Origin of the sequence: Streptomyces sp. NPDC014623 (assembly GCF_043088245.1) — a bacterium.
In the GTDB taxonomy this organism is placed as follows: domain Bacteria; phylum Actinomycetota; class Actinomycetes; order Streptomycetales; family Streptomycetaceae; genus Streptomyces.
The window spans coordinates 34,842-52,783 of record NZ_JBIBZU010000011.1; the positions used below are offsets into that span (position 1 = coordinate 34,842).

19 protein-coding genes and 1 pseudogene are annotated in these 17,942 nt (G+C 68.3%); 13 read left to right on the forward strand and 7 right to left on the reverse strand.

The features are described 5' to 3' along the window. Positions 1-324 precede the first annotated feature (324 nt). Genes ACF1FZ_RS18935 through ACF1FZ_RS18945 form a run of 3 tightly spaced genes read right to left on the reverse strand, consistent with a single transcriptional unit; the run spans position 325 to position 2,714 of the window. Positions 325-1,992, reverse strand: a complete 1,668-nt coding sequence (locus tag ACF1FZ_RS18935; protein ID WP_391774526.1) for an RNase A-like domain-containing protein — start codon at positions 1,990-1,992, stop codon at positions 325-327. A 26-nt stretch (positions 1,993-2,018) separates the two neighbouring features. Continuing rightward, positions 2,019-2,324, reverse strand: coding sequence for a WXG100 family type VII secretion target (locus ACF1FZ_RS18940; RefSeq protein WP_391774527.1), 306 nt, complete (start codon positions 2,322-2,324; stop codon positions 2,019-2,021). A 12-nt stretch (positions 2,325-2,336) separates the two neighbouring features. Continuing rightward, positions 2,337-2,714: a WXG100 family type VII secretion target gene (locus tag ACF1FZ_RS18945; protein WP_391774528.1), complete on the reverse strand. Its 378-nt coding sequence runs from the start codon at positions 2,712-2,714 to the stop codon at positions 2,337-2,339. A 422-nt stretch (positions 2,715-3,136) separates the two neighbouring features. Between ACF1FZ_RS18945 and ACF1FZ_RS18950 the strand changes: the two genes are divergently transcribed. The 7 genes and pseudogenes from ACF1FZ_RS18950 (at position 3,137) to ACF1FZ_RS18980 (ending at position 7,133) form a co-directional block, all read left to right on the forward strand. Then, the gene (locus ACF1FZ_RS18950) at positions 3,137-3,697 is read left to right on the forward strand and encodes a hypothetical protein (protein ID WP_391774529.1); all 561 of its coding nucleotides are present in this window, start codon (positions 3,137-3,139) and stop codon (positions 3,695-3,697) included. Between the two features lie 63 nt (positions 3,698-3,760). Then, positions 3,761-4,010, forward strand: a pseudogene (locus ACF1FZ_RS18955) (hypothetical protein); the annotation flags it as partial. Positions 4,011-4,230: 220 nt separating this feature from the next. After that, positions 4,231-4,383, forward strand: coding sequence for a hypothetical protein (locus ACF1FZ_RS18960; protein WP_391774530.1), 153 nt, complete (start codon positions 4,231-4,233; stop codon positions 4,381-4,383). A 64-nt stretch (positions 4,384-4,447) separates the two neighbouring features. After that, a complete protein-coding gene (locus ACF1FZ_RS18965) occupies positions 4,448-4,825 on the forward strand; it encodes a hypothetical protein (protein ID WP_391774531.1) in 378 nt (125 codons plus the stop codon). Further along, positions 4,818-6,395 carry a peptidase C14 caspase catalytic subunit p20 gene (locus ACF1FZ_RS18970; RefSeq protein ID WP_391774532.1) on the forward strand — a complete coding sequence of 526 codons (1,578 nt, stop codon included), beginning with the start codon at positions 4,818-4,820 and terminating at the stop codon, positions 6,393-6,395. The genes ACF1FZ_RS18965 and ACF1FZ_RS18970 overlap by 8 nt, the downstream gene beginning before the upstream one ends. Then, a complete protein-coding gene (locus tag ACF1FZ_RS18975) occupies positions 6,392-6,679 on the forward strand; it encodes a hypothetical protein (protein WP_391774533.1) in 288 nt (95 codons plus the stop codon). The genes ACF1FZ_RS18970 and ACF1FZ_RS18975 overlap by 4 nt, the downstream gene beginning before the upstream one ends. 10 nt (positions 6,680-6,689) lie before the next feature. Continuing rightward, on the forward strand, positions 6,690-7,133 hold the full coding sequence (locus ACF1FZ_RS18980; protein ID WP_391774534.1) for a hypothetical protein: 444 nt from the start codon (positions 6,690-6,692) through the stop codon (positions 7,131-7,133). Positions 7,134-7,149: 16 nt separating this feature from the next. Here ACF1FZ_RS18980 and ACF1FZ_RS18985 read toward each other — a convergent pair whose 3' ends face one another. Next, positions 7,150-8,220 carry a MarR family transcriptional regulator gene (locus ACF1FZ_RS18985; RefSeq protein ID WP_391774535.1) on the reverse strand — a complete coding sequence of 357 codons (1,071 nt, stop codon included), beginning with the start codon at positions 8,218-8,220 and terminating at the stop codon, positions 7,150-7,152. A gap of 435 nt (positions 8,221-8,655) precedes the next feature. After that, on the reverse strand, positions 8,656-9,513 hold the full coding sequence (locus tag ACF1FZ_RS18990) for a hypothetical protein (RefSeq protein WP_391774536.1): 858 nt from the start codon (positions 9,511-9,513) through the stop codon (positions 8,656-8,658). 272 nt (positions 9,514-9,785) lie between these two features. Between ACF1FZ_RS18990 and ACF1FZ_RS18995 the strand changes: the two genes are divergently transcribed. Then, positions 9,786-10,664 carry a helix-turn-helix domain-containing protein gene (locus ACF1FZ_RS18995; protein ID WP_391774537.1) on the forward strand — a complete coding sequence of 293 codons (879 nt, stop codon included), beginning with the start codon at positions 9,786-9,788 and terminating at the stop codon, positions 10,662-10,664. Continuing rightward, positions 10,661-10,849, forward strand: a complete 189-nt coding sequence (locus ACF1FZ_RS19000; protein WP_391774538.1) for a DUF397 domain-containing protein — start codon at positions 10,661-10,663, stop codon at positions 10,847-10,849. The genes ACF1FZ_RS18995 and ACF1FZ_RS19000 overlap by 4 nt, the downstream gene beginning before the upstream one ends. 87 nt (positions 10,850-10,936) lie before the next feature. On the opposite strand, the gene ACF1FZ_RS19005 is transcribed toward ACF1FZ_RS19000, so the two are convergent. Further along, a complete protein-coding gene (locus tag ACF1FZ_RS19005; protein WP_391774539.1) occupies positions 10,937-11,065 on the reverse strand; it encodes a hypothetical protein in 129 nt (42 codons plus the stop codon). Between the two features lie 162 nt (positions 11,066-11,227). Between ACF1FZ_RS19005 and ACF1FZ_RS19010 the strand changes: the two genes are divergently transcribed. The 3 genes from ACF1FZ_RS19010 to ACF1FZ_RS19020 all read left to right on the forward strand — a co-directional run bounded on the left by ACF1FZ_RS19010 (position 11,228) and on the right by ACF1FZ_RS19020 (position 15,832). Further along, positions 11,228-12,091: a hypothetical protein gene (locus ACF1FZ_RS19010; protein ID WP_391774540.1), complete on the forward strand. Its 864-nt coding sequence runs from the start codon at positions 11,228-11,230 to the stop codon at positions 12,089-12,091. 67 nt (positions 12,092-12,158) lie between these two features. Continuing rightward, positions 12,159-14,447 (forward strand): hypothetical protein, encoded by a 2,289-nt coding sequence (locus ACF1FZ_RS19015; RefSeq protein WP_391774541.1) that lies wholly within the window; start codon positions 12,159-12,161, stop codon positions 14,445-14,447. Beyond that, the gene (locus ACF1FZ_RS19020) at positions 14,444-15,832 is read left to right on the forward strand and encodes a hypothetical protein (RefSeq protein WP_391774542.1); all 1,389 of its coding nucleotides are present in this window, start codon (positions 14,444-14,446) and stop codon (positions 15,830-15,832) included. The genes ACF1FZ_RS19015 and ACF1FZ_RS19020 overlap by 4 nt, the downstream gene beginning before the upstream one ends. 105 nt (positions 15,833-15,937) lie before the next feature. Here the strand turns inward: ACF1FZ_RS19020 and ACF1FZ_RS19025 are convergent, their stop codons facing one another. Next, a complete protein-coding gene (locus tag ACF1FZ_RS19025) occupies positions 15,938-16,714 on the reverse strand; it encodes an IclR family transcriptional regulator (protein ID WP_391774543.1) in 777 nt (258 codons plus the stop codon). Positions 16,715-16,938: 224 nt separating this feature from the next. Between ACF1FZ_RS19025 and ACF1FZ_RS19030 the strand changes: the two genes are divergently transcribed. After that, entirely contained in the window at positions 16,939-17,940 is a 1,002-nt protein-coding gene (locus ACF1FZ_RS19030) for a 4-hydroxy-3-methylbut-2-enyl diphosphate reductase (protein ID WP_391774544.1), read from the forward strand. Positions 17,941-17,942 lie beyond the last annotated feature (2 nt).

Below are 17,942 nucleotides of genomic sequence, written 5' to 3' on the forward strand. Positions count from 1 at the left end.
CGAGAAAGCCATCCCGTTGTTCGTCCGCGCCCCTCAAGGATGGTCGCGGACCGTGGAGAAGCGACCCACATGCGATCAATTTCGACAGGTCGAGCGCATTCTCACGTGAAACCTCAGCAAGACTCGACTCCATGTCCTCGCGGTTTACGGACCGAAGTACGGGGCATTCACGCATGGCGGTGATCGCGGCCTCGTACCAGTCACCATCACCTGGCGCCGAGAGACGCGCAAACGTCTGACGCTCGTCAAAGCAGTCAGGAGGAAAATCGAGAGGTCGATCCATTGCATTCACCAGTCATTCACTCGGTACTCCGACCACGGGAATCAGGGCAGGGAAGGCATCGATGTGTATACGACATATGGCGGGACAAGCCCATTTTTATACTTCAACACCACTGTGGCACTGTGCGTGTCCAAGGCGTGCTGCGCCGATGGGTTCGAAGCTTCGACCGTACGACCCGTCACGTGCTGAAACTCCACCGGGTCCAGCCTCAGTATTGAGGTGTCCCTGCGAGGCCGGGACAGCCACGCCTTGATCTTTTCAGCATTGTTCACTCCGGCATTGGGCTGACCCGAGCCACTCGGCGGACCAACATACTCCATGACGGATTGCGTCGTCTTCTGAGCCTGGGGGAGGTCAACAAAACTGGACGCCGCATCGATGGTCGGCTGGTCCCTCAGTCGCATGGCAAGCTGCATATCAGTCTTGGCCACGTGCTTGTCGATTACATGACTTCCGTGGACGCCCTCCTGATTCGCGAGGTCGATAGGATAACGATGACTCGCCTCACTGTCCCCTGGGACAGTGTAAAGAGGATTACCTTTGAAATCGGTCAGAGCTCGGGCACCGAAAGACTCAGCCTGCGCCGACTCGGCCTGGAAGGTGGGGGCGCTGTTGTACGCCTCATCCAGAGCTTCGTGCAGTTTGTTGAGTTCGACGACCTGCCGGTGCACGCGGTTGTTGTATGCCTCGACCGCGGAATTCATCGCTTCCTCGTCCACCTCGAGAGCGAAGCCCTCCGCGAAACCCTTCCCTATGTTGAGGAGCCCCTTCCCGACGCTCTTGAGATCCTTCAGGCCCAGGCCGTCGCTCGTGTCGATGTGCGGCAGGGCCTTGATGGCAGCCTCGTAGTAGAGCCTGCGGATATCGTCCCGCACATCCTGCGCGGCAATCGCCCAGGCGCCCAGAGCGTCACTCATGACGTCACAGGTCTTGACCATCACGTCCATGACGGGGTGGCTGCCGGCCTTCCCGGGCTGAGCCGTGTCATGTTTCCACTCATAGCCCTCGCGGCTCTTGCCCCACGCGCTCGTACCCCAGACAGCGCTGCAGAACTGCCGCATCGCCCCAGCCCACTCACCGTTCGAGCGATCGGTGTAGTTGTGCAGGGCGCTACTGAGGTTGCCGTCCGTGGTGGTGACGACCATGCTCGCGGACACCCAGGCGACGGAGATGTTATCCAGGCCCAGATAGTCGGGCAGCGGCATTATCTCGGCCGCCTTGCCCATGCGATAGGCGTCTTCCAGGAGAGGCCTGATGATCGCCAGGACTCCGGCTTCCACTGCTTCCAGCGCCAACTGGAACATGTCCTGGCTCTGGTCGATGTCCGCCCATTTGAGGTCCGTCACGGACCCGTAGTTCGGCGGTGTGTCAATCACGGTCGGCGGCGGTTGGGTCTGGGCCGGGGCGCCCGAGGGGTCCGTGGCCGCGTCAGCCGTCGCATAGTTGTTCGCGGTCTGGGCGAATCCGACCGCAGCGCCTCCGACGCTCGCCACCGACTTGGCCCACACCTCGACGAAGCGGTTGCCGACCTTCTTGTACGCGTTGGCGAACTCCCATGCTGCGGTCCCGTAGCCCCCGCAGTCCGGATACCGGCCGAGCTCGTCGAGGAGCTGATTGCCCCCCTTGTGCAGGCCGTCCTGGAGGTACGCGACGTAGCCCGAGAGCGCGTGCAGCGCGCTGGGGGTGACGTCGATGTCTCCCTTACTCAAGGGAGGTGGAGGAGGGGGCATGGCCATCAGGCCGCTCCCCATCCCCGCAGCACTGCGGCATGTGCCGCGGCGTAGTTCGTCTGCCCTGTCATGACGATGCCGTGGAGCCACGCCTGAGTCGCCTGCAGGTCCCGGGCTGACCTGTCCCATTCGTCAAGCTTGTCGATGAACGCCTCGCGTGCCTCGCCTTCCCAGGTGAGAACGACCTTTTCGACGCGGTCGTGCATGGTGTGAACATTCTCGTTGAGCTCCTTGAGGATCTCTTCCAGCTGGCCGGAGAGAAGCTGGAGAGTGGCGAAGTCAACCGCTATTGTGTCGTCGCTGTCAGTCATGCGCACCCTTCGTCAGAGATCGTTCAAGCGGCTCGTGCGCGGCGCGGCAGGCTGACTCCCGGTGTTGGGAGTCGACAGCTCGGCCGCCTCCTTGTCCACGTCCACGGACATCTGGATGTGCTTGAAGGCCGCCAGCGTGTCGAGCTCCTGCTCCGTGAACCCGTCACGGCTCATACGCACAGCTGTTTCGAGCAGTTTCATGAGCTCCCGGATGCGAACCGCTTCCTTGGCGGCTTCACGATGTTGCTTTCGGTAGGCCTTGGCCGCAGGCCCCCGCCAGCGGGCTTCGATCGCGTCGACGACCGCGTCCATGCGTCTGACCTGCCGGTCCAGGTAACGCTGCATTTCGTCGAGGTCGTCAGCGAGCTTTGTCAGATTCTCGCTGCTCACCTGCAAGTTGGGATCTGTCGTCACGTGCTCGCCCCCGCATCCCGTGACCGCTCAAATGATCAAACGTGCTCAACGCATGCACCTTAACAAGCAGCAATGACAAGCACGGTTACCACTTCGCACACGGAAGTCGACACGTGTCACACCAGGACGGCTGCGGATGGCCCTTCCGAGGCTCCCCCGCTGCGCGGAGACCCGGACCCGATCGTCTCTTCCTCAGCGGCGCACATTCATTGAGTGAGGTCCCCTCCCTGTACGGAGTCCGTGACTTCCTGACAAGCAGGGGGACTCGCCACCGGCACCTACGCCGCGAACGGCGTCGAGACGCGCCTCACGTACAACAGCAGCCGCAACCGCCGCTCAGCGTCACGACGTCGATACCCACCAAGCCTGGCGGACCCGCCGAGAAAGGCCAGCACTACATGCCCGTCGACCAGAAGTCCTGGGAAGCCGCGGTACGCCACCTGTTCGAGGACGCGTGCCCGTACGACGCCACGGGCCCGCGCCGCCACGAGGACTGGGTCCTCGACGTCCTCGTGCTGATGGCCCGGGTCCCGGACCCGCGCGGCTGGGCCGGTCTCGACGACGCGGCGCGGAATCCGGAGCGTGAGGCGTCCCCCATGTACCCCTTCGTCGCTCACCCGTCGGAGTACATCGCGGGGCGGCTGAAGGAGATCGAGCGGGACAGCGCCGAGAACCTGCTCCTGGCCCTCACGGACGACAAGTGCACACTGTCCAACCTGGCGCGCTTCACAGAGACCCCGGACGAGCTGCGCGCGATGGCCCACACGATTCTTGAGCGCTTCGGGGACGAGGCCAGGTACTACACCAACGTCACGAGGCCCGGCCGCGTGAGCGGCACGCTCGACCTCGCATCATCGAACTGGGCGTACAGCCCGCTGAGCGTGTATGGGGAGGACTACGGCCTGATCGTCGTCTCGGACACCGAGGTCGGCATGTTCTGGAACTTCTCCGACTGCTGAACCGACCATCACCCGTACGAGCGCAGGCCCTGACCAGGTGTTTGAGGGGATGGGGATGCCCTTGTGCTGACCCGTTCCGCTTCCTGTTCCGGCCGGGAGACCGCCCAGTGGGCCACCCGACAGGTGGTGACCGCCAACGAGCAGGCCATCCACCGCTGGCTCGCCCGGAACACCGGGCCCGCCTCACCGTCGAGGCCGCCTGGCCGTCCCGCGAGGAGCCCATGGGCCGGGTACAGCTGGAGGCCGGCCGGCCGGTGTCCGCGCGGCGCGCGTGGTGCTGCGCCGCGAGCCGTCGAGTCCATTGGGCTTCGTCGAGGCTCTGTACGAGGAGATCCCGAGCGCGGGCGGACCCGCGCGGCATTCGGCTCGTGGATCCGCCCCTGGCGGCCACCAGATCCTCACCCCGTGTGCAGACCGAGATCAACTACGCGAACTCCCTGCCGCCGGTACGGACCGTTTGGTATTTTTCGCTCACCGATGTCGGCGCGCGACACCCGTCAAGGCACACTCGGTTGCCGGTGAGGGAGTACTCGATGAGCACGTGTGAGAGGTGTAAAGCGACCGGGCTCGACAAGGGCATGACGCTGTGCGACCCCTGCTTGCGGGAGATCGGGGCGGCCCTGCAGGAGCTGGAGAAGCAGGGCGTTGATCTTCTCGACCCCGATGACCCCGCCAACCCGTATTAGGGGACATGCACAGGACGTGGCTGCGGACGTGCGGACCGGACGGACCATCGGCTGGGAGGCCCCGATGACTGAAGCGATCTCTTCACAGAAGGCGGGAGACGCCGAGGCACCCTTCGAAGTGGTCCTGTCGGTCTCCGAGCCGGCGGACGTCGGACCGTTGTACCGCCGCCTCAGCCTCCTCCAGGGGCTGGAGGTCTCCCGCAGGCGCTCCGGCCCGGGCGAGGGGCAGCTCGGGGTCGTCGAGGTGCTGCAGCTGCTCGTGCCTTCGGCGGCGGTGCTCACGGTCGCGATCCGGACCCTTCCGGCGTTCATCAAGTCCCGGCGGTCGTCCGTGACGGTGACTCTGACACGCGGCAAGCGTTCGGTGACGGTGACCGTCGAGAACTCCGACGACCCGCAGACGGTCCTCGAGATCGCATCCCGTCTGCTCGGCGATGACTGACCTGACCGGCCGGGACTACTCCCGTTCGCGGGCGGTCCTCATGGGCACCTGGGACTACACGGACTTCGAGTCGTCACCGGCGGTGGAACGCAGTTATCACCGGATGCGGGAACTGCTCCTGGACCCGGTGTGCGGCTCGTGGCCCGAAAGCTCCGTCCAGGAGTTCGCCAACCGCCCCACGCTCGGCACGACCCATGTCGAGCTCGTCGAGGCGTTCGTCGCGGCCACGGACATCGCGTTGTTCTACTACGTCGGCCACGGGATCTACGACCACCGCGAGCGGCTGTGCCTCACCGTGGGCGACACCAGGATCGATTCCGCCTACACGACCGCCACGGGGCTGTTGTTCGAGGACGTGCGGGACGCCTTCCGCGCCAGCCGTGCCGCCGTCAAGATCGCGGTGCTCGACTGCTGCAACGCGGGGCTCGCCGCCGAGGACTACGGCCGTCTCTCCCCGGACCGCCTACCCCCGGTGTCCGGCACCTACCTGCTGATGAGCAGCAGCGCGTTCGAGAGCTCCTGGTACGAGAAGGAGGACGTCCACCAGGCGCAGACGCACTTCACCCGAGCGCTCGTGGACACCGTGCGGGAGGGCGTACCCGGCGGGCCTGCCGGTCTCACCCTCGATCACATCTTCCCCGTGGTCGCCGACAAGCTCGTCGAGAAGGGCAGCCCGGAACCCGGCCGCCGTATCGAGGACAACGCCGCCGGCTGGGTGTTCGCCCGCAACAACGCACCCGAGGCACCGCCCGAGCCCGGAGGTGATCCCGAAGCTCTCTACCGCTCGGCGTACCGCCTGGAGACCGAGGGGGGTGTCGAGCAGCTCCCTCTGATCACCTTGCGCTATCAGGCAGCCGCCGCGGCCGGACACGCGCCCTCGATGAACCGGCTGGGCCAGATCGCCGAGGGCCGGGTCCAGGCGAGGATGCAGGGCATCGAACCGGAGCCTGTCACTGGCGAGGCGCTCCAGGAGGCGACGCAGTGGTACACCAAAGCCTACGAAACCGGTGACCACGCGGCCCCGCTCCACCTCGGGCAGCTCTACGAGGAGCAGTACGGCAACCAGAGGCAGGCGCTGTCCTGGTACGACCTCGCCGTCCGACGGGGCAACAGTGCGGCGAAGGAACGCCTGGCCGGGCTGCAACAGCGCATCCGTCTCGGGATCGGCCCTTCCCCGCAGCCGGAGGACGGGAGCGTCGAGGAACCGGACAGCGACACCAGGACAGGGCTCACCCACGCCGGTCAGGCCACCGAGCTGCTGCGTGGGCAGTGGCTTGCGGACTGGGGCGGCACGGCGTCTGCACACCTGGCTCTGGCCGAATGCCTCGATGTGCTCGCGGAAGCCTGCGGCGGGGACCACGGCGAGTGGGGAACCCTGCCGCAGGCAGAACAGTCGGACGTCCTGCGCGACTTCACCGACTCGCATCCCCGTAGGTCGGAACTCGTGAAGGCGGCACGCCGCTACTACGAGTCAGCCGGCCCGGGTGAGCTCCGCGCCCACGCCGCCCGGCTCCGCCGCCGGGCGGCAGGGGTCCCCACCGAATCCCCGGACACGGGAGAGACGCCATGACGAACCCGCACGTCAGCACGGCACTCCGGCAGTCCCTCGACCGCCATCGTTTCTCGCTCCGCCCGCAGCCAGGAGTGCCCGTCGGCGAGGAGATCGTGCACGTCGTCCTCGACCACGGTGAGGAGACTTTCCATGCCGGCCGCGTGAGCCACGATCGAGGGTTGTGGTCGGCCTTCGCCGTCGTCCGCCCACAGGGTCTCTGGCGGGCTGACGAGGTCGGCCGGTACGAGTCGTTCGAGGATGCCGTGCTCGCCGTCCTCATGAGTTTCACCTACGTGGAGTAGGAGGCCCGGAATGCGCGTCGAACCCCGGTTCCGCGATCAGATCAGATGCCTCGTCCTCAAGGACCGCAGGGCGAAAGCGCTCGACGAGGCCCTCTCTCCCGAGGACAGGGTCGCCTTCAACGGATTCCTGGTGTCGGTCGTCGCTGTGCTTCTCGCGCCCAGGCTGCGCGACCGGTGTGGCATCGAGGAACTCGCGGTCTTCAGCGACGAGGTGGCTGCCGCGCACCGCGCCGAACGACGACCGGTCAACGAGTTCGTCGTGGAGGAGATCCTCCGCGAGGTGTACGGAGTGCCACGGCTCTTCCTGACGCTACCCGTACCGCCCAGAACCGTATCGGCGGCGGGCGCGGCGATCGTGCGGTATCTGAACAACACGGACAGCACCGTCGCGGCCGACATCGACCGGATCCTCGACACCGCCGTGGAACTCAGCCGGCGCCGCGACCCTCGTTGAGGCCGTAGTCGGCGGCTCAGGGAGTGCGCATCAGGTTGCGGAGACTGGCGACGAGGGCGGGCACATCGCGTTCCACCTGCTCCGGGGCCGCCGCCGGGTCGGACGATTCCGGCTTCTGGAGCACGGTGCGGCAAGGGCGGCAGAGGCCGTCCGGGAGCGCTTCGGCCGGGCCGGGGCGGCCGCAGTCGGCACATTCGACGAGGAGGCCGCGCGCGGGAGTGGTGCCGAGCGAGCCGGGCGCTACGGGCAGTTGGGGCGGCATCTTGTCGGTGAGGCGGCGGCGCATCAGGCCCACAGGGGATCCGATCGGCTCGGGAAGCCCTGCGAGCAGTGCGGAGGTGAGGTACTCGGGGCTGACACCGCGTGCGAACCATGCGGCGGCCAGGGGCTCCAGAGCGGCACAATCGGCGGCGGAGAGCGCGAGGCGGGGTTCGCGGCGCCCGAGTTCGGCGAGGGCGCGGTACGCGGAGGAAGAGCTCGCCGCAGCCGACGGGGCGGCTGCGGCGGGCTCGGGGCCCGGCGCCGGGGCGGGCACCGGGGCAGGCAGCAGTGGCATCGGGCCCGGGAGTGCGGTGGTGCCCGCTTCCAGCGGCCGGGCCGGGGGCTCGTCGGCGTTGCGCTGCCGAGGCACGGCGGGTGCGTGAACCGGCCCGGCGGAGGGTTCGGATACCGGATCCGGCTCGGCAGCCGACTGCGTGAGCCTGGCGGTCCACCACTCGTTGTCGTGGGCGGTGCGGGACCAGTAGGTGAGCGTCACCCACCGGCACTGGCCGTTCCCTTCCACCCGGCAGCGCACACGGCGCAGGTGCCCGGCCACGGCGAGGGCGCGCAGCGCGGTACCGATGGCCATCTGGCCGTACAGCGGCAGGTCCTTGGCCAGCGACTTGATGTCCATGGCGGCACCGTCGGGCAGGTGGTCGACATACCCGGCGACGTAGCGCTCCCGCTCGGGCAGGAGGACGAAGGCGCTTGTGCTGGATGACCCTTGGGCGGGGACGGTCTGCTTGCCGTAGCCGGTACGGGCCTTGTGGTAGGGGCGCGAGGCTGCGGGGGCGGGCGGGGCGGAGCTAGGCTGCTGGATAGCCACGAGATCGGTCTTTCTAGGTGTTCGATCTTGGGTCAGACCCCGGCCGGTGCGCCAAACACCGTGTCGGGGTCGTCTCGTTGTGGGCACCGTAAGCAGCCACGACTCTCCGCTGCAACTCGATCACGATTAGTCATACTTGCTGGCCGTGACGGGGTGGGAGGGAGGGGAGGTTTCCCCAAAAGCCCTTACGTACCTCCCGGATGAACAACACGGCTCGAATCCCGGAGCCCGAAGCCCGGCCCTCGAAACCCGAAGCTCAAGCGTCGGCCTGGGAGCCCTCGCCGAATCCCCGAACGGGTGAATACGGATTCCGCGACGCTCGAACCCCGAGATTCGAGACCCGAGCACCGGGATGGCGACCGCACCACCACGACGCGGCATCGCGGTGCACTCGACGACGCCTGACCGTCCTTGCCCAGGGCCCTGAGCCGCGGCCTACCGACGCTTCAGGACACGCCACTCACGGCCCGACTTCGGGATCTTCGCCTCGTCTGTGGCCCGGCGGTCCTCGTCCTGGACGACTTCACCGACGATGACCTGGCCCCCGACCGGCTTGGCGAGTTCCAGGCCGGAGAGGTGCACCTTGAGCCTCTTGGACATGGGGCGGAAGGTCGCGAAGGTGAGCCCGCCGGACACGGCTGCCCCGACGAGAGGAATCGCCTTCGAGACGGACTTGGCGAAGGTCTGCTTCGTCATCTCGACGCCGAGGTACCCGGCGACCTTCTTCACGATGGGGTAGACGACACCCTGGGTCAGTGCCTTCTGGGGCAGCTTCTTGGCCACCTGCTTCGACATCGCCTCCGCCACCTTCCCCACGGCGGCGTTCGCGGACTGGGTCCCGAACATCACTCCGAAGAAGAGCGTGAGCACGCCTTTGGTGGCGTCATCGAGGTCGTCGGTGTCGGTGGAGAACAGATCGGGCCAGCTGTAGAGGTAGGCGAGCTTCTGCGCGACGCGCAGCATGTGGCCGACGTACTGGGCCAGATCGGCCGGCACCGTGGCGGGCATGGCGATGAATCCGGGAATCCCGGCAGCCGCGGAGAGCGCACTCACCTTGGCGGTCTCGTAGCGGATGGACTCGTTGGCCACCCTGTCCAGAACGTCAAGAGGGATACCCGCCGCTGCGGGGGTCTCCTCGATCGCTCTGCGCACATCATCTTCCGAGCAATGACGGGCCAGCGCCGTCCGGAGATACGCCCCCCTGTCGATTCGCACACCTGGCAGCCTCGCTGCGCCGGCCAGAAGAGCGGAGAAGCGCGACTCCGGGTTCTCGCTCACATGTCCCGTGACCATGCCAGGAACGTACAGCAGACGGGTGACCGGCATCCTTCGAATCGGTCATTGTGATCGCGGATCGGGACTGCGGGAGCCGGGGATGGCGGACGCGACGGGGACTGCGCGGCGCCGCCACCCCATGAGGGCGAACTCCGGCTCGCACCAGCCTCGCCGTGCGTACGCTGTGTCAGCGTACGCACACGGTGAGTGGACAGTACGAAGCGCCCGGCCTGACGATGGAGCCGATCGGAAGCGGTACGACGGGGCGGTGCGCGCGAAAGGTGGCCACGGTGGCCTACGAGAACACGGACGACAGCTTTGCGGGAACGGTTGCGGGTGGAACAGGCGCTGGAGCCGGCACCGAGCCCGGCAAGTCGGACAGCCTGCGCACGTTCGGCGCGTTCGTCCAGGCCCTGCGAGAACACGCGGGGCTCTCCCGCGAGGAGTTCGGCGACCATGTCCGCTTCTCCAAACACACGGTCGCCTCGATCGAGCAGGGTCGCCGGATGCCGGACCGCGACTTCGTGGAGCGCGCAGAGGCCGCGCTCGGGAACACGGGGGCACTGCGGAAGGCGGCGCCGCACCTGTCGCGGCAGGCTGGGCTGGCGAGTTGGTTCCGGCAGTGGGCGCGGCTGGAGACCCAGGCGGTGACCTTGTGGACCTACGAGTGCCGAGTGGTCCCCGGACTGCTCCAGACTGAGCGCTATGCGCGATCCGTGACAGTGAGCGTGCCACCCGTGAAAGACGAGGAGCAGGTGGCTGAGCAGGTGATGGCGCGGTTGGAGCGCCAACACCTGTTTGATCGCAAGCCACCGATCGCGTTCAGCTTCATCGTCGAACAGGCCGTCATCGAGCGTGGCACGGGAGGACCGGACGTGATGCGGGAGTTGCTCGACAGCCTCGTGGAGCGGTCGTTGCAATTCAACGTCGAGTTGCAGATCATGCCGCGCTGCCAGCCGGACCACGCCGGGTTCGACGGCCCGTTGATGCTCCTGGAATCACAGGAAAACAAGTGGTTCGGTTACGCAGAAGGGCAGCGTGGCGGCATGTTGATCGCGGACCCGAAGGAGGTCAGCATCACTCTCCAGCGGTATGCGAAACTGCGCTCACAGGCTCTCACCTCCGAGGACTCCAGGAGCCTGCTGAAGCAACTGCGAGGAGCGCTATGAGCAGCATCGACGAACGGGCTTGGTTCAAGAGCAGCTACAGCGGTTCCGACGGTGACGCCTGCGTCGAGGTAGCGAGGGGGATGGAGGCAATCCACGTCCGCGACTCAAAGGACCGGTTGAGCCCCGAGCTCGCCCTCTCCCTCACCGCGTGGGACGACTTCGTCGCCTACGCCGCCCAGAGCTGACCCTCACGCCCCGCGCCGGACCCGCCCGGTGCGGGGCGCTGACGTTCTCCGGCCGAAGCCGCAGATGTGTCCAACGCCTGCAATCCGTCACTCTCTGGCGTCGAACCATGTCGTGGCGTCGAAAGCCTGCGTGATCGCGAAATGCGACTTGTACATGGCTACGAGAGCGTCAGCACTGACGCCGAGCCAGACGGACACGAGCGCGTCGGTCTTCACGGGAGCGGCTCACCGCGCGTTCTGTGCGGAGTGCGGTGGTCCGAGTCCATGCCGTGCCGACGCCTGGGAGCCCGACTGCGAGGCGTTGTGCGCGGCGGCCTTCACGACGGACGATGGGTCCGGAACCTGCGGAGCCCCGCGGGCCGGCTGGCGGGAGTCGCTGTGGATCCGTTGGAGGACTGGCTGGAGAGTATGCAGCCCCGGCTGGCCGGCTTGGTGGACTTCGAGTGGCCGGACGGCTCGCTGACGGACCACTCACCGGCGTCGTCGGCTCGCCTGGAGGCGGAGCTGCTGACCCGGACCGAGCCCGGGGCGGACTTCCTGGAGCGGGTAGCCGGATTCCTCGGTGAAGCCCTGCTGTCGGCGGCCGGCGGGAGCTGGGCCTGGGACGAGCGGCGGGGGCTTCCGGTCGTGACGCCGGACCCGGAGCTGGGCCTGCCGTCCGTCTGCCCGGCGGAGCTGGTCGAAGAGGCCCGGCGGCGCCGGGACGGAGACGAGTTCGGCCGCAGCCTGCGGGAACTGGAGCAGGCGGTCGCCGAGAAGCAGGCTGCCGCACCCGGCTGGACGCCGGTCAAGGAGCCGACCCCGGGTCTCGATCAGGACCCGGCGGCCACGTTCGACTCGCCGTATCTGGACGCGTGGCTGGCGAAGCACGCAGCGGGCCTGCCGGCCTGGCTCGCCACGTACGCGGAGCGGCCCGGGCTCTGGGACTTCAGCCGGGCATCCCTGGACGAGCTCGAGGCGGCGGCGCGTCGACGGGCGTCCGGACCGGACGAGTTGGCGGAGGACCCGGACTTCGCCGAGGGGGCCTCCTGGTACCTCGGAGAGGTGCTGCGGCCGGCGATGCGCGCGCAGTGGTGCTACCACCCGGGTGAGCCGGACGGGGACAACATGTTCGTCGGGCGCCCCTTCCTGGACCAGCTGATCCCGGACGGGACGGTCGCGGTGCCGTTCCTGCTGATCCAGGTCGCACTCGCCGACCGCGCGCCGGGTGTGCTTCGACACGCCTACGATCGGCTCACTTGAACCTGTCCCCCCGGCGGACATGTGTCGCTAGGTTGGCCAATGCCTATATCTGCAGGGGGAGTTGCTCGTGAGCGGACGCCGTCGAGTCCGAACGTGGTTGATCGCGGTGACCCTGGCGGCACTGTGCGGGCCGCTCGGCTTGGCGGGCCCGGGCGTGGCCGCACCGAAGCCGGTGCCGCTGCCCAGCTTCGACGGACCCGCGCCGGATCCGGAGACACTGCCGGGCGGGTCCCGTCCGGCCCCGATGGGCAAGAAGCAGACGTACGAGTACGAGAACCCCGCCGAGTGGCTGCGTGGCCGAGCGGAGCCGAAGGCCCACGAGGTGGCGGCGGCAGTGCTCGACAAGAGGGCCACGATCTCGGGTTTCTGGCAGCACGCCCTGAAACGACGGCAGGACTACCAGCGGGACAAGGCCAAGGAGCTCAACAAGTACCTCGCCAATCCCGTGGGTGATCGGCCGAGCCCCGTGGCGCCCTGGCACAAGTGGCTCCGGAGATACGTTCCGAATCAGGGCAACGACAACCAGGGCAAAGCCTTCGTCCGGCATGTGGTGGAACGACTCAAGCTCGGTGCGAACCACGGCTGGCAGACCGAGTTGCACGTCCCTGAAGTGAACCGCTACTACGACTTGGCCAACGTGGGACTCGGCCTGTACTACGAGCTCAAGTCCGGCAGCGGCATCAGCGAAAAAGAACTGGCACGGGACAAGGCGTTCGTCGAGGCCGAGCGGGGGAAGGCCGCCCCCCGGCGGCTGGTGTACCTCTTCGCCGTACCGCCGAGCACGAAGTCCAAGAGGCTGCTCATGGAGGCCGGTATCGATTACGTCGTGGTGCCGGCGCAGAAGAAGGTGATCAACACGGGCGGTCCGCCGACCGACCCGAACGACCAGTTCCCGACCCGTCCGGCCGACAGCGATCCCGGCGGCAACGATCCCGACGGCGGCGGTCCCGACGGCAACGGTCCTGACGGCGGCGGCACGCCCAAGGGCGGCCCGCAGGACAGCGGGCCTCAGGGCGGTGCGGCTGCCGACGACATCCTGCGAGCCCCTGACCAATACCAGGCCCCGGCCGCGGCGCCGGCGGAGATCGCCGGCTCCGGGGACACCCCGGAACAGGCCGCCGAGCTGCGTCAGGTCGACAAGCAACTCGCCGCGGAATCCGGCCACCCCGAACTGGCCGAGGACCTGGGCGGCGTCGACTTCTCGACGCTGGAGCTGCGCTACGTCTCCGACACCTACCACAACGGCTCCGGTGTGCAGTACGCGTTCAAGGCCGACGCCCTGACGACCGACGAGCCGGCCTTCGGCGGCCGGCGCACCGCACGGCTCGCCTCGGACTCGTTCTTCGTCTGGCTGGCGCTCCCGCCGTCCGCGTTCACGGTCAACCTCAACCCGGACGAGCCCGACCGGATCATCGACGAGAAGTTCGGCAGGACCGACGCCGGGCGGGTGCTGCTGGAGGCCGACCTGGCGATGAAGAAGTCGGTGGCGAAGTTCATCCACCCGAACACCCCGGGCGGCAAGAAGTTCTGGGACTCGCTGCGGGGCGAGACCAAGTGCGTGTCCATGAGGCAGTGGATCGTGCCCGGCACGGCCACCGTCCGCGACAACGACGACGAGCTGTACATCCTGGAGGCGCCGCTGCAGGTGAAGATGGAGTCGGAGGTCATCAAGACCTCGGGCGTCGGCGGCAACACCGGCTGCGGACAACAGGACGAGGCCGGCACCCGGCACAACGAGGCGCTGTACCGCACGACGATCCTGCCGCAGGTCCAGAACGCGGTGAACACCGCGCCCGAGTACGCCGATCTGCGCCGGGTCTACGCCAGCCGGGTCGCCGCCGAGTGGTTCCGCAAGCGCAGCGCCGACAAGCACACCGCGTACTCGGACCTCATCGGTAAGGGTGACATCAGCCGCTGGGCCTCCCAGGAGAAGTGGACGCCCCGTGAGGTCTTCGACCGCTACGTCCAGTCGTACAAGAACGGCGAGTTCAAGGTGAAGCGCACCACCACCAAGGGCGACCTCGTCTACACCGACACGTACGTCTACGGCGGCGTGGACTTCACCCGGATCAGCCAGAACCGTCTGAGCGCCGCCACGTTCGCAAAGGAACACGCCGCGCTGAAGGCCACGGCACACGATGCGCTGGACGCGCCGAGCACCGAGGGAAGCGACGTGTGGCTCGGCGGTCAGACCACCGCCGTCCCCTACGCCGAGGCGTTCGCCGGTCCCGAACCGGCAACGTCGAAAAGCCTGTTCCACGTGCTGGGCGCGGCGCCGCTCACCGTCTGGCTCGTGACGGGCGGTGTGCTGTGGTGGCGCCGCCGGACCGGCTCACCGACGGGGGCCGCCCGGTGACTGCGACGAACCAACCGCCCCTGGCACCGGCACCTCCGAGGCCGCCGGGGGCCGTGTTCGCGGCGGGCTACCTGTTCGCCGGGGTGGCCGCGCTGGCCCTGGTCTCGGCGGTCGGCACACTGTTCGCCGTCCCCGAGTTCCGCCACCGCCGGAGCGAGGAGGCAGCCGACAGCGCGGCGGGGGACCTCGCCTCGTACGGTCTGATCGCGTTCGCCGTGCTCACCGTCGCGTTCGGCGGCGTCTGCCTGCTGCTGTCCCTGCTCGACGGACGGGGGCGGCAAGGGGCGCGGGTGGCGACCTGGGCCGTCGGCGGGGTGTGCGTCTGCTTCGACATCGCGCTGTTCACCGTCGGCTTCCCCGACTCCGTGCCCTGGTACGGCGACATGACCCGGATCGTGGCCGCCGGGATGCTGCTGCTGACGCTCGCCTCGGTCACCCTCCTGGCGCTGCCCGCCTCCCACAGGTACTTCCGCTCCACGAGGTCCGCCCGGCAGAGTGCGCGCCCCCCTGTCACGCCGCCCCCGGCTCCCCCACCGGCCGTTCACCAGGACCCGCCGCACACCCGACAGGCCGCCCCTCCCGGTGACCCGGCCCCCTCTCCCCCGGACCTGCCCCCGCCTCCCGCTCACCCGCCCGCGCCTTCCGGCCATCCGCACCTGCCGCCCGGCGCCCCGCCCCCTCCTCCCCACTGGCCGGCGCCGCAGCCGCTGCTCCAGGACGCACATCGACGTCGGCCGGCCGCCGTCACCACCGCCCTGGCCGTCCTGGTGGGCGTCGCGGTCGTCACCCTCGTGGCCGCTGTCGTGGAGATCCGGATGTACCAGGCCACCTTGAAGTGGCTCGACGACTACCAGCGGATCATGGAGGAGCAGACTGCTCCGTACGGCATCGACGTGGCGTTTCCCGAACTGCCGGACACCGCCGCGGGGCCGACCGTCATCATGGTCGTGGCCCTGGTGGCCGTCGCGGTGCTCCTGATCGGCCTGGCCTTCGCCATCCGGCTGCCCAGACCACGGGCACGCGTCACGGTCCTCGTCGCCACGGCGCTGTTCGCAGCACTGGCCACGGGCCGGGGCCTCCTGACCGCGAGCTCACAGGCCACCCTGAGCCGGCTCTCGGAGGAGTCGCAGCGGCTGAGGGAGAGCATGGGTGCGGGGCAGTACCAGGACCCGTTCCCCGGTTTCGCCGAGATCTACCCCCAGTGGGCGTACCAAGCCGTCTACCTGACCACGGCCCTCGCGGTCCTCGGGTACGTCGCGGTCTTCGTCCTGCTGCTCCTGCGGGGCTCGAACGCCTGGTTCGCCATGGCAGGGAACCGCGCGCACCGGTACGTCCCGCCACCGCCGCACCTCGGACAGGGGTACGGGCAACATCCGGACAGGTGACGCCGATACGGCGGAACTCCCGGTTCCTCCACGGCACCGTCGGGCACGTCGCCGGTGGCGGACTCCACCGCCTCCTCGGGGAGGACCTGCCGGTCGCCGGCCGGATCATCTCGCCGAGCAGACGAGGTCCTGCTCGATGGCGTCCACCGTGTCCAGCAGGACCCGTGCGACGCTGCGCAGATCCCGGTTCGTGACCGTGTCGCCCACCACGATCGCGGCCATCGGGCCGGCCCTGCCCAGGCGGACCGGGGCCGCCAGTTCGACCAGTCCGGGAATGTGCTCGCTCCTGGCGTAGGACAGGCCGGTCCGACGAATGCGTTCGAACTCGCGCCGCATCGCGTCCGTTCTGGCCGGGATCACGCGGGAGCCGGGCATCGTGGTGGCGAACAGGTCGGCCGGGTTCCGCTTGGCCATCGCGAGCAGAAGCCTGCCCGCCGCCGAACGGTGTGCCGGAACCGGCTGCCGCAGCGCCATCGCCAGACGGACGTGCTCCTGACCGTAGAGGGTGCCGACGTGCTGGACCTTGGCGCCCGACAGCGTGCCGAGGCTGACGATCCGGTTCGTCAGTTGGAACAGTTCGATCAGGAAGGGAGTGATCGGGTAGTTGAGCCACTGCGCCGACCCGGGGCCGCCGGTGTCCGCCAACCGGTGTAAGTAGGTGCCGAGTTCGTAGGACTTCGACTCCTTCCGCACGGCGAGGCCGTTGTCGGTGAGCACCCGCATCAAGCGGTGCAGTGTGGACTTGGGGAGGTCCACCAGGCGTGACAGCTCCGACAGGGTCAGCGGCCGCGCCGCCTCGGCCAGGACCTCCAGGACGGCGAGCGCTTTGCGCAGCGGGCCGCCTGCGGATCCGGGCGTCGGAGGATCTCGCTCGTCGTCCACGCGGAACTCCTGTCGCTGAGGCACGTCCGTCCGGTCCATGCCTACCTGCGCGCGCACGGCGAACTCAAGATCGGCCGGGCTTGCTGGCCCGTGGGTCCACGACATCAGGCCCTTTTGGCGGTCCCGGCCCGGGTCCGGTGGCCCGGGCCGCTGTTTCCATGGTCGTTCCGGAAAGTGGAAACGGACGTTGAGGGCTGCGCCTCGTCCTCCCTAGTCTCCCAGGCGTGGCTAATGTGAGCTCGGATGTGTACGCGGCCGGTGGCGTGACCCGCCGCGTCCTGCTGGCTGGTCCTCGATCCTTCTGTGCGGGTGTCGAGCGGGCCATCGAGATCGTCGAGCGGGCGCTGGACCTGCGCGGCGCCCCTGTCTACGTGCGCAAGCAGATCGTGCACAACGTCACCGTCGTCGACGACCTCGCGGCACGTGGCGCGGTGTTCGTCGACGAACTGGACGAGGTGCCCGACCACTCGACGGTGGTGTTCTCCGCGCACGGAGTCTCACCCGCGGTGCGCGAGGAGGCGGACCGGCGCGGTCTGGACGTGATCGACGGAACCTGTCCCCTGGTCGCCAAGGTGCATGCCGAGGCGCGCCGTTTCGCCGCCCGGGGCGACACCATCGTCCTCGTGGGACACGCGGGGCACGAGGAGGTCGAGGGCACCCTCGGCGAGGCACCGGAGTCCATGGTGCTGGTCGAGACGGCCGACGAGGTGCGCGAACTGTCCGGATCCGACGGGCGGAACGTGTCCTACCTCACCCAGACCACGCTGGCCGTCGACGAGACCGCGGAGGTCGTCGGGGCCCTGAGAGAGAAGTTCCCGCTGCTCCAGGAGCCGCCGTCCGACGACATCTGCTACGCCACCACCAACCGGCAGGCCGCGCTCAAGGCGATCGTCGCCGAGTCGGACCTCGTCCTGGTCGTCGGTTCGGAGAACTCCTCCAACTCGGTCCGCCTGGTGGAGATGGCGCGTCGCGAGGACACCCGCGCCGAGCTGATCGACCGTGCCGCCGACATCCGGCCGGAGTGGCTGCAGGACGTGCGGACGATAGGGCTCACGGCCGGTGCCTCGGCGCCACCCGCCCTGGTGACGGAGGTCGTGACCTGGTTGAAGACCTTCGGTCCGGTCACCGTCGAGGAACGTGAGATCACCCGCGAAGACATCCATTTCGACCTTCCCTCGACGGTGCGCGACACCACGCACCGGTCGGCGGACGGCCGTCCCAGCTGAGC

What these genes read in the sequence shown, in the direction of transcription:
- ACF1FZ_RS18940 (WP_391774527.1), bottom strand. Translation starts at nt 2,324, where the DNA reads ATGACTGACAGCGACGACACAATAGCGGTTGACTTCGCCACTCTCCAG.
- ACF1FZ_RS18950 (WP_391774529.1), top strand. Translation starts at nt 3,137, where the DNA reads ATGCCCGTCGACCAGAAGTCCTGGGAAGCCGCGGTACGCCACCTGTTC.
- ACF1FZ_RS18960 (WP_391774530.1), top strand. Translation starts at nt 4,231, where the DNA reads ATGAGCACGTGTGAGAGGTGTAAAGCGACCGGGCTCGACAAGGGCATG.
- ACF1FZ_RS18965 (WP_391774531.1), top strand. Translation starts at nt 4,448, where the DNA reads ATGACTGAAGCGATCTCTTCACAGAAGGCGGGAGACGCCGAGGCACCC.
- ACF1FZ_RS18970 (WP_391774532.1), top strand. Translation starts at nt 4,818, where the DNA reads ATGACTGACCTGACCGGCCGGGACTACTCCCGTTCGCGGGCGGTCCTC.
- ACF1FZ_RS18975 (WP_391774533.1), top strand. Translation starts at nt 6,392, where the DNA reads ATGACGAACCCGCACGTCAGCACGGCACTCCGGCAGTCCCTCGACCGC.
- ACF1FZ_RS18980 (WP_391774534.1), top strand. Translation starts at nt 6,690, where the DNA reads ATGCGCGTCGAACCCCGGTTCCGCGATCAGATCAGATGCCTCGTCCTC.
- ACF1FZ_RS18990 (WP_391774536.1), bottom strand. Translation starts at nt 9,513, where the DNA reads ATGGTCACGGGACATGTGAGCGAGAACCCGGAGTCGCGCTTCTCCGCT.
- ACF1FZ_RS19000 (WP_391774538.1), top strand. Translation starts at nt 10,661, where the DNA reads ATGAGCAGCATCGACGAACGGGCTTGGTTCAAGAGCAGCTACAGCGGT.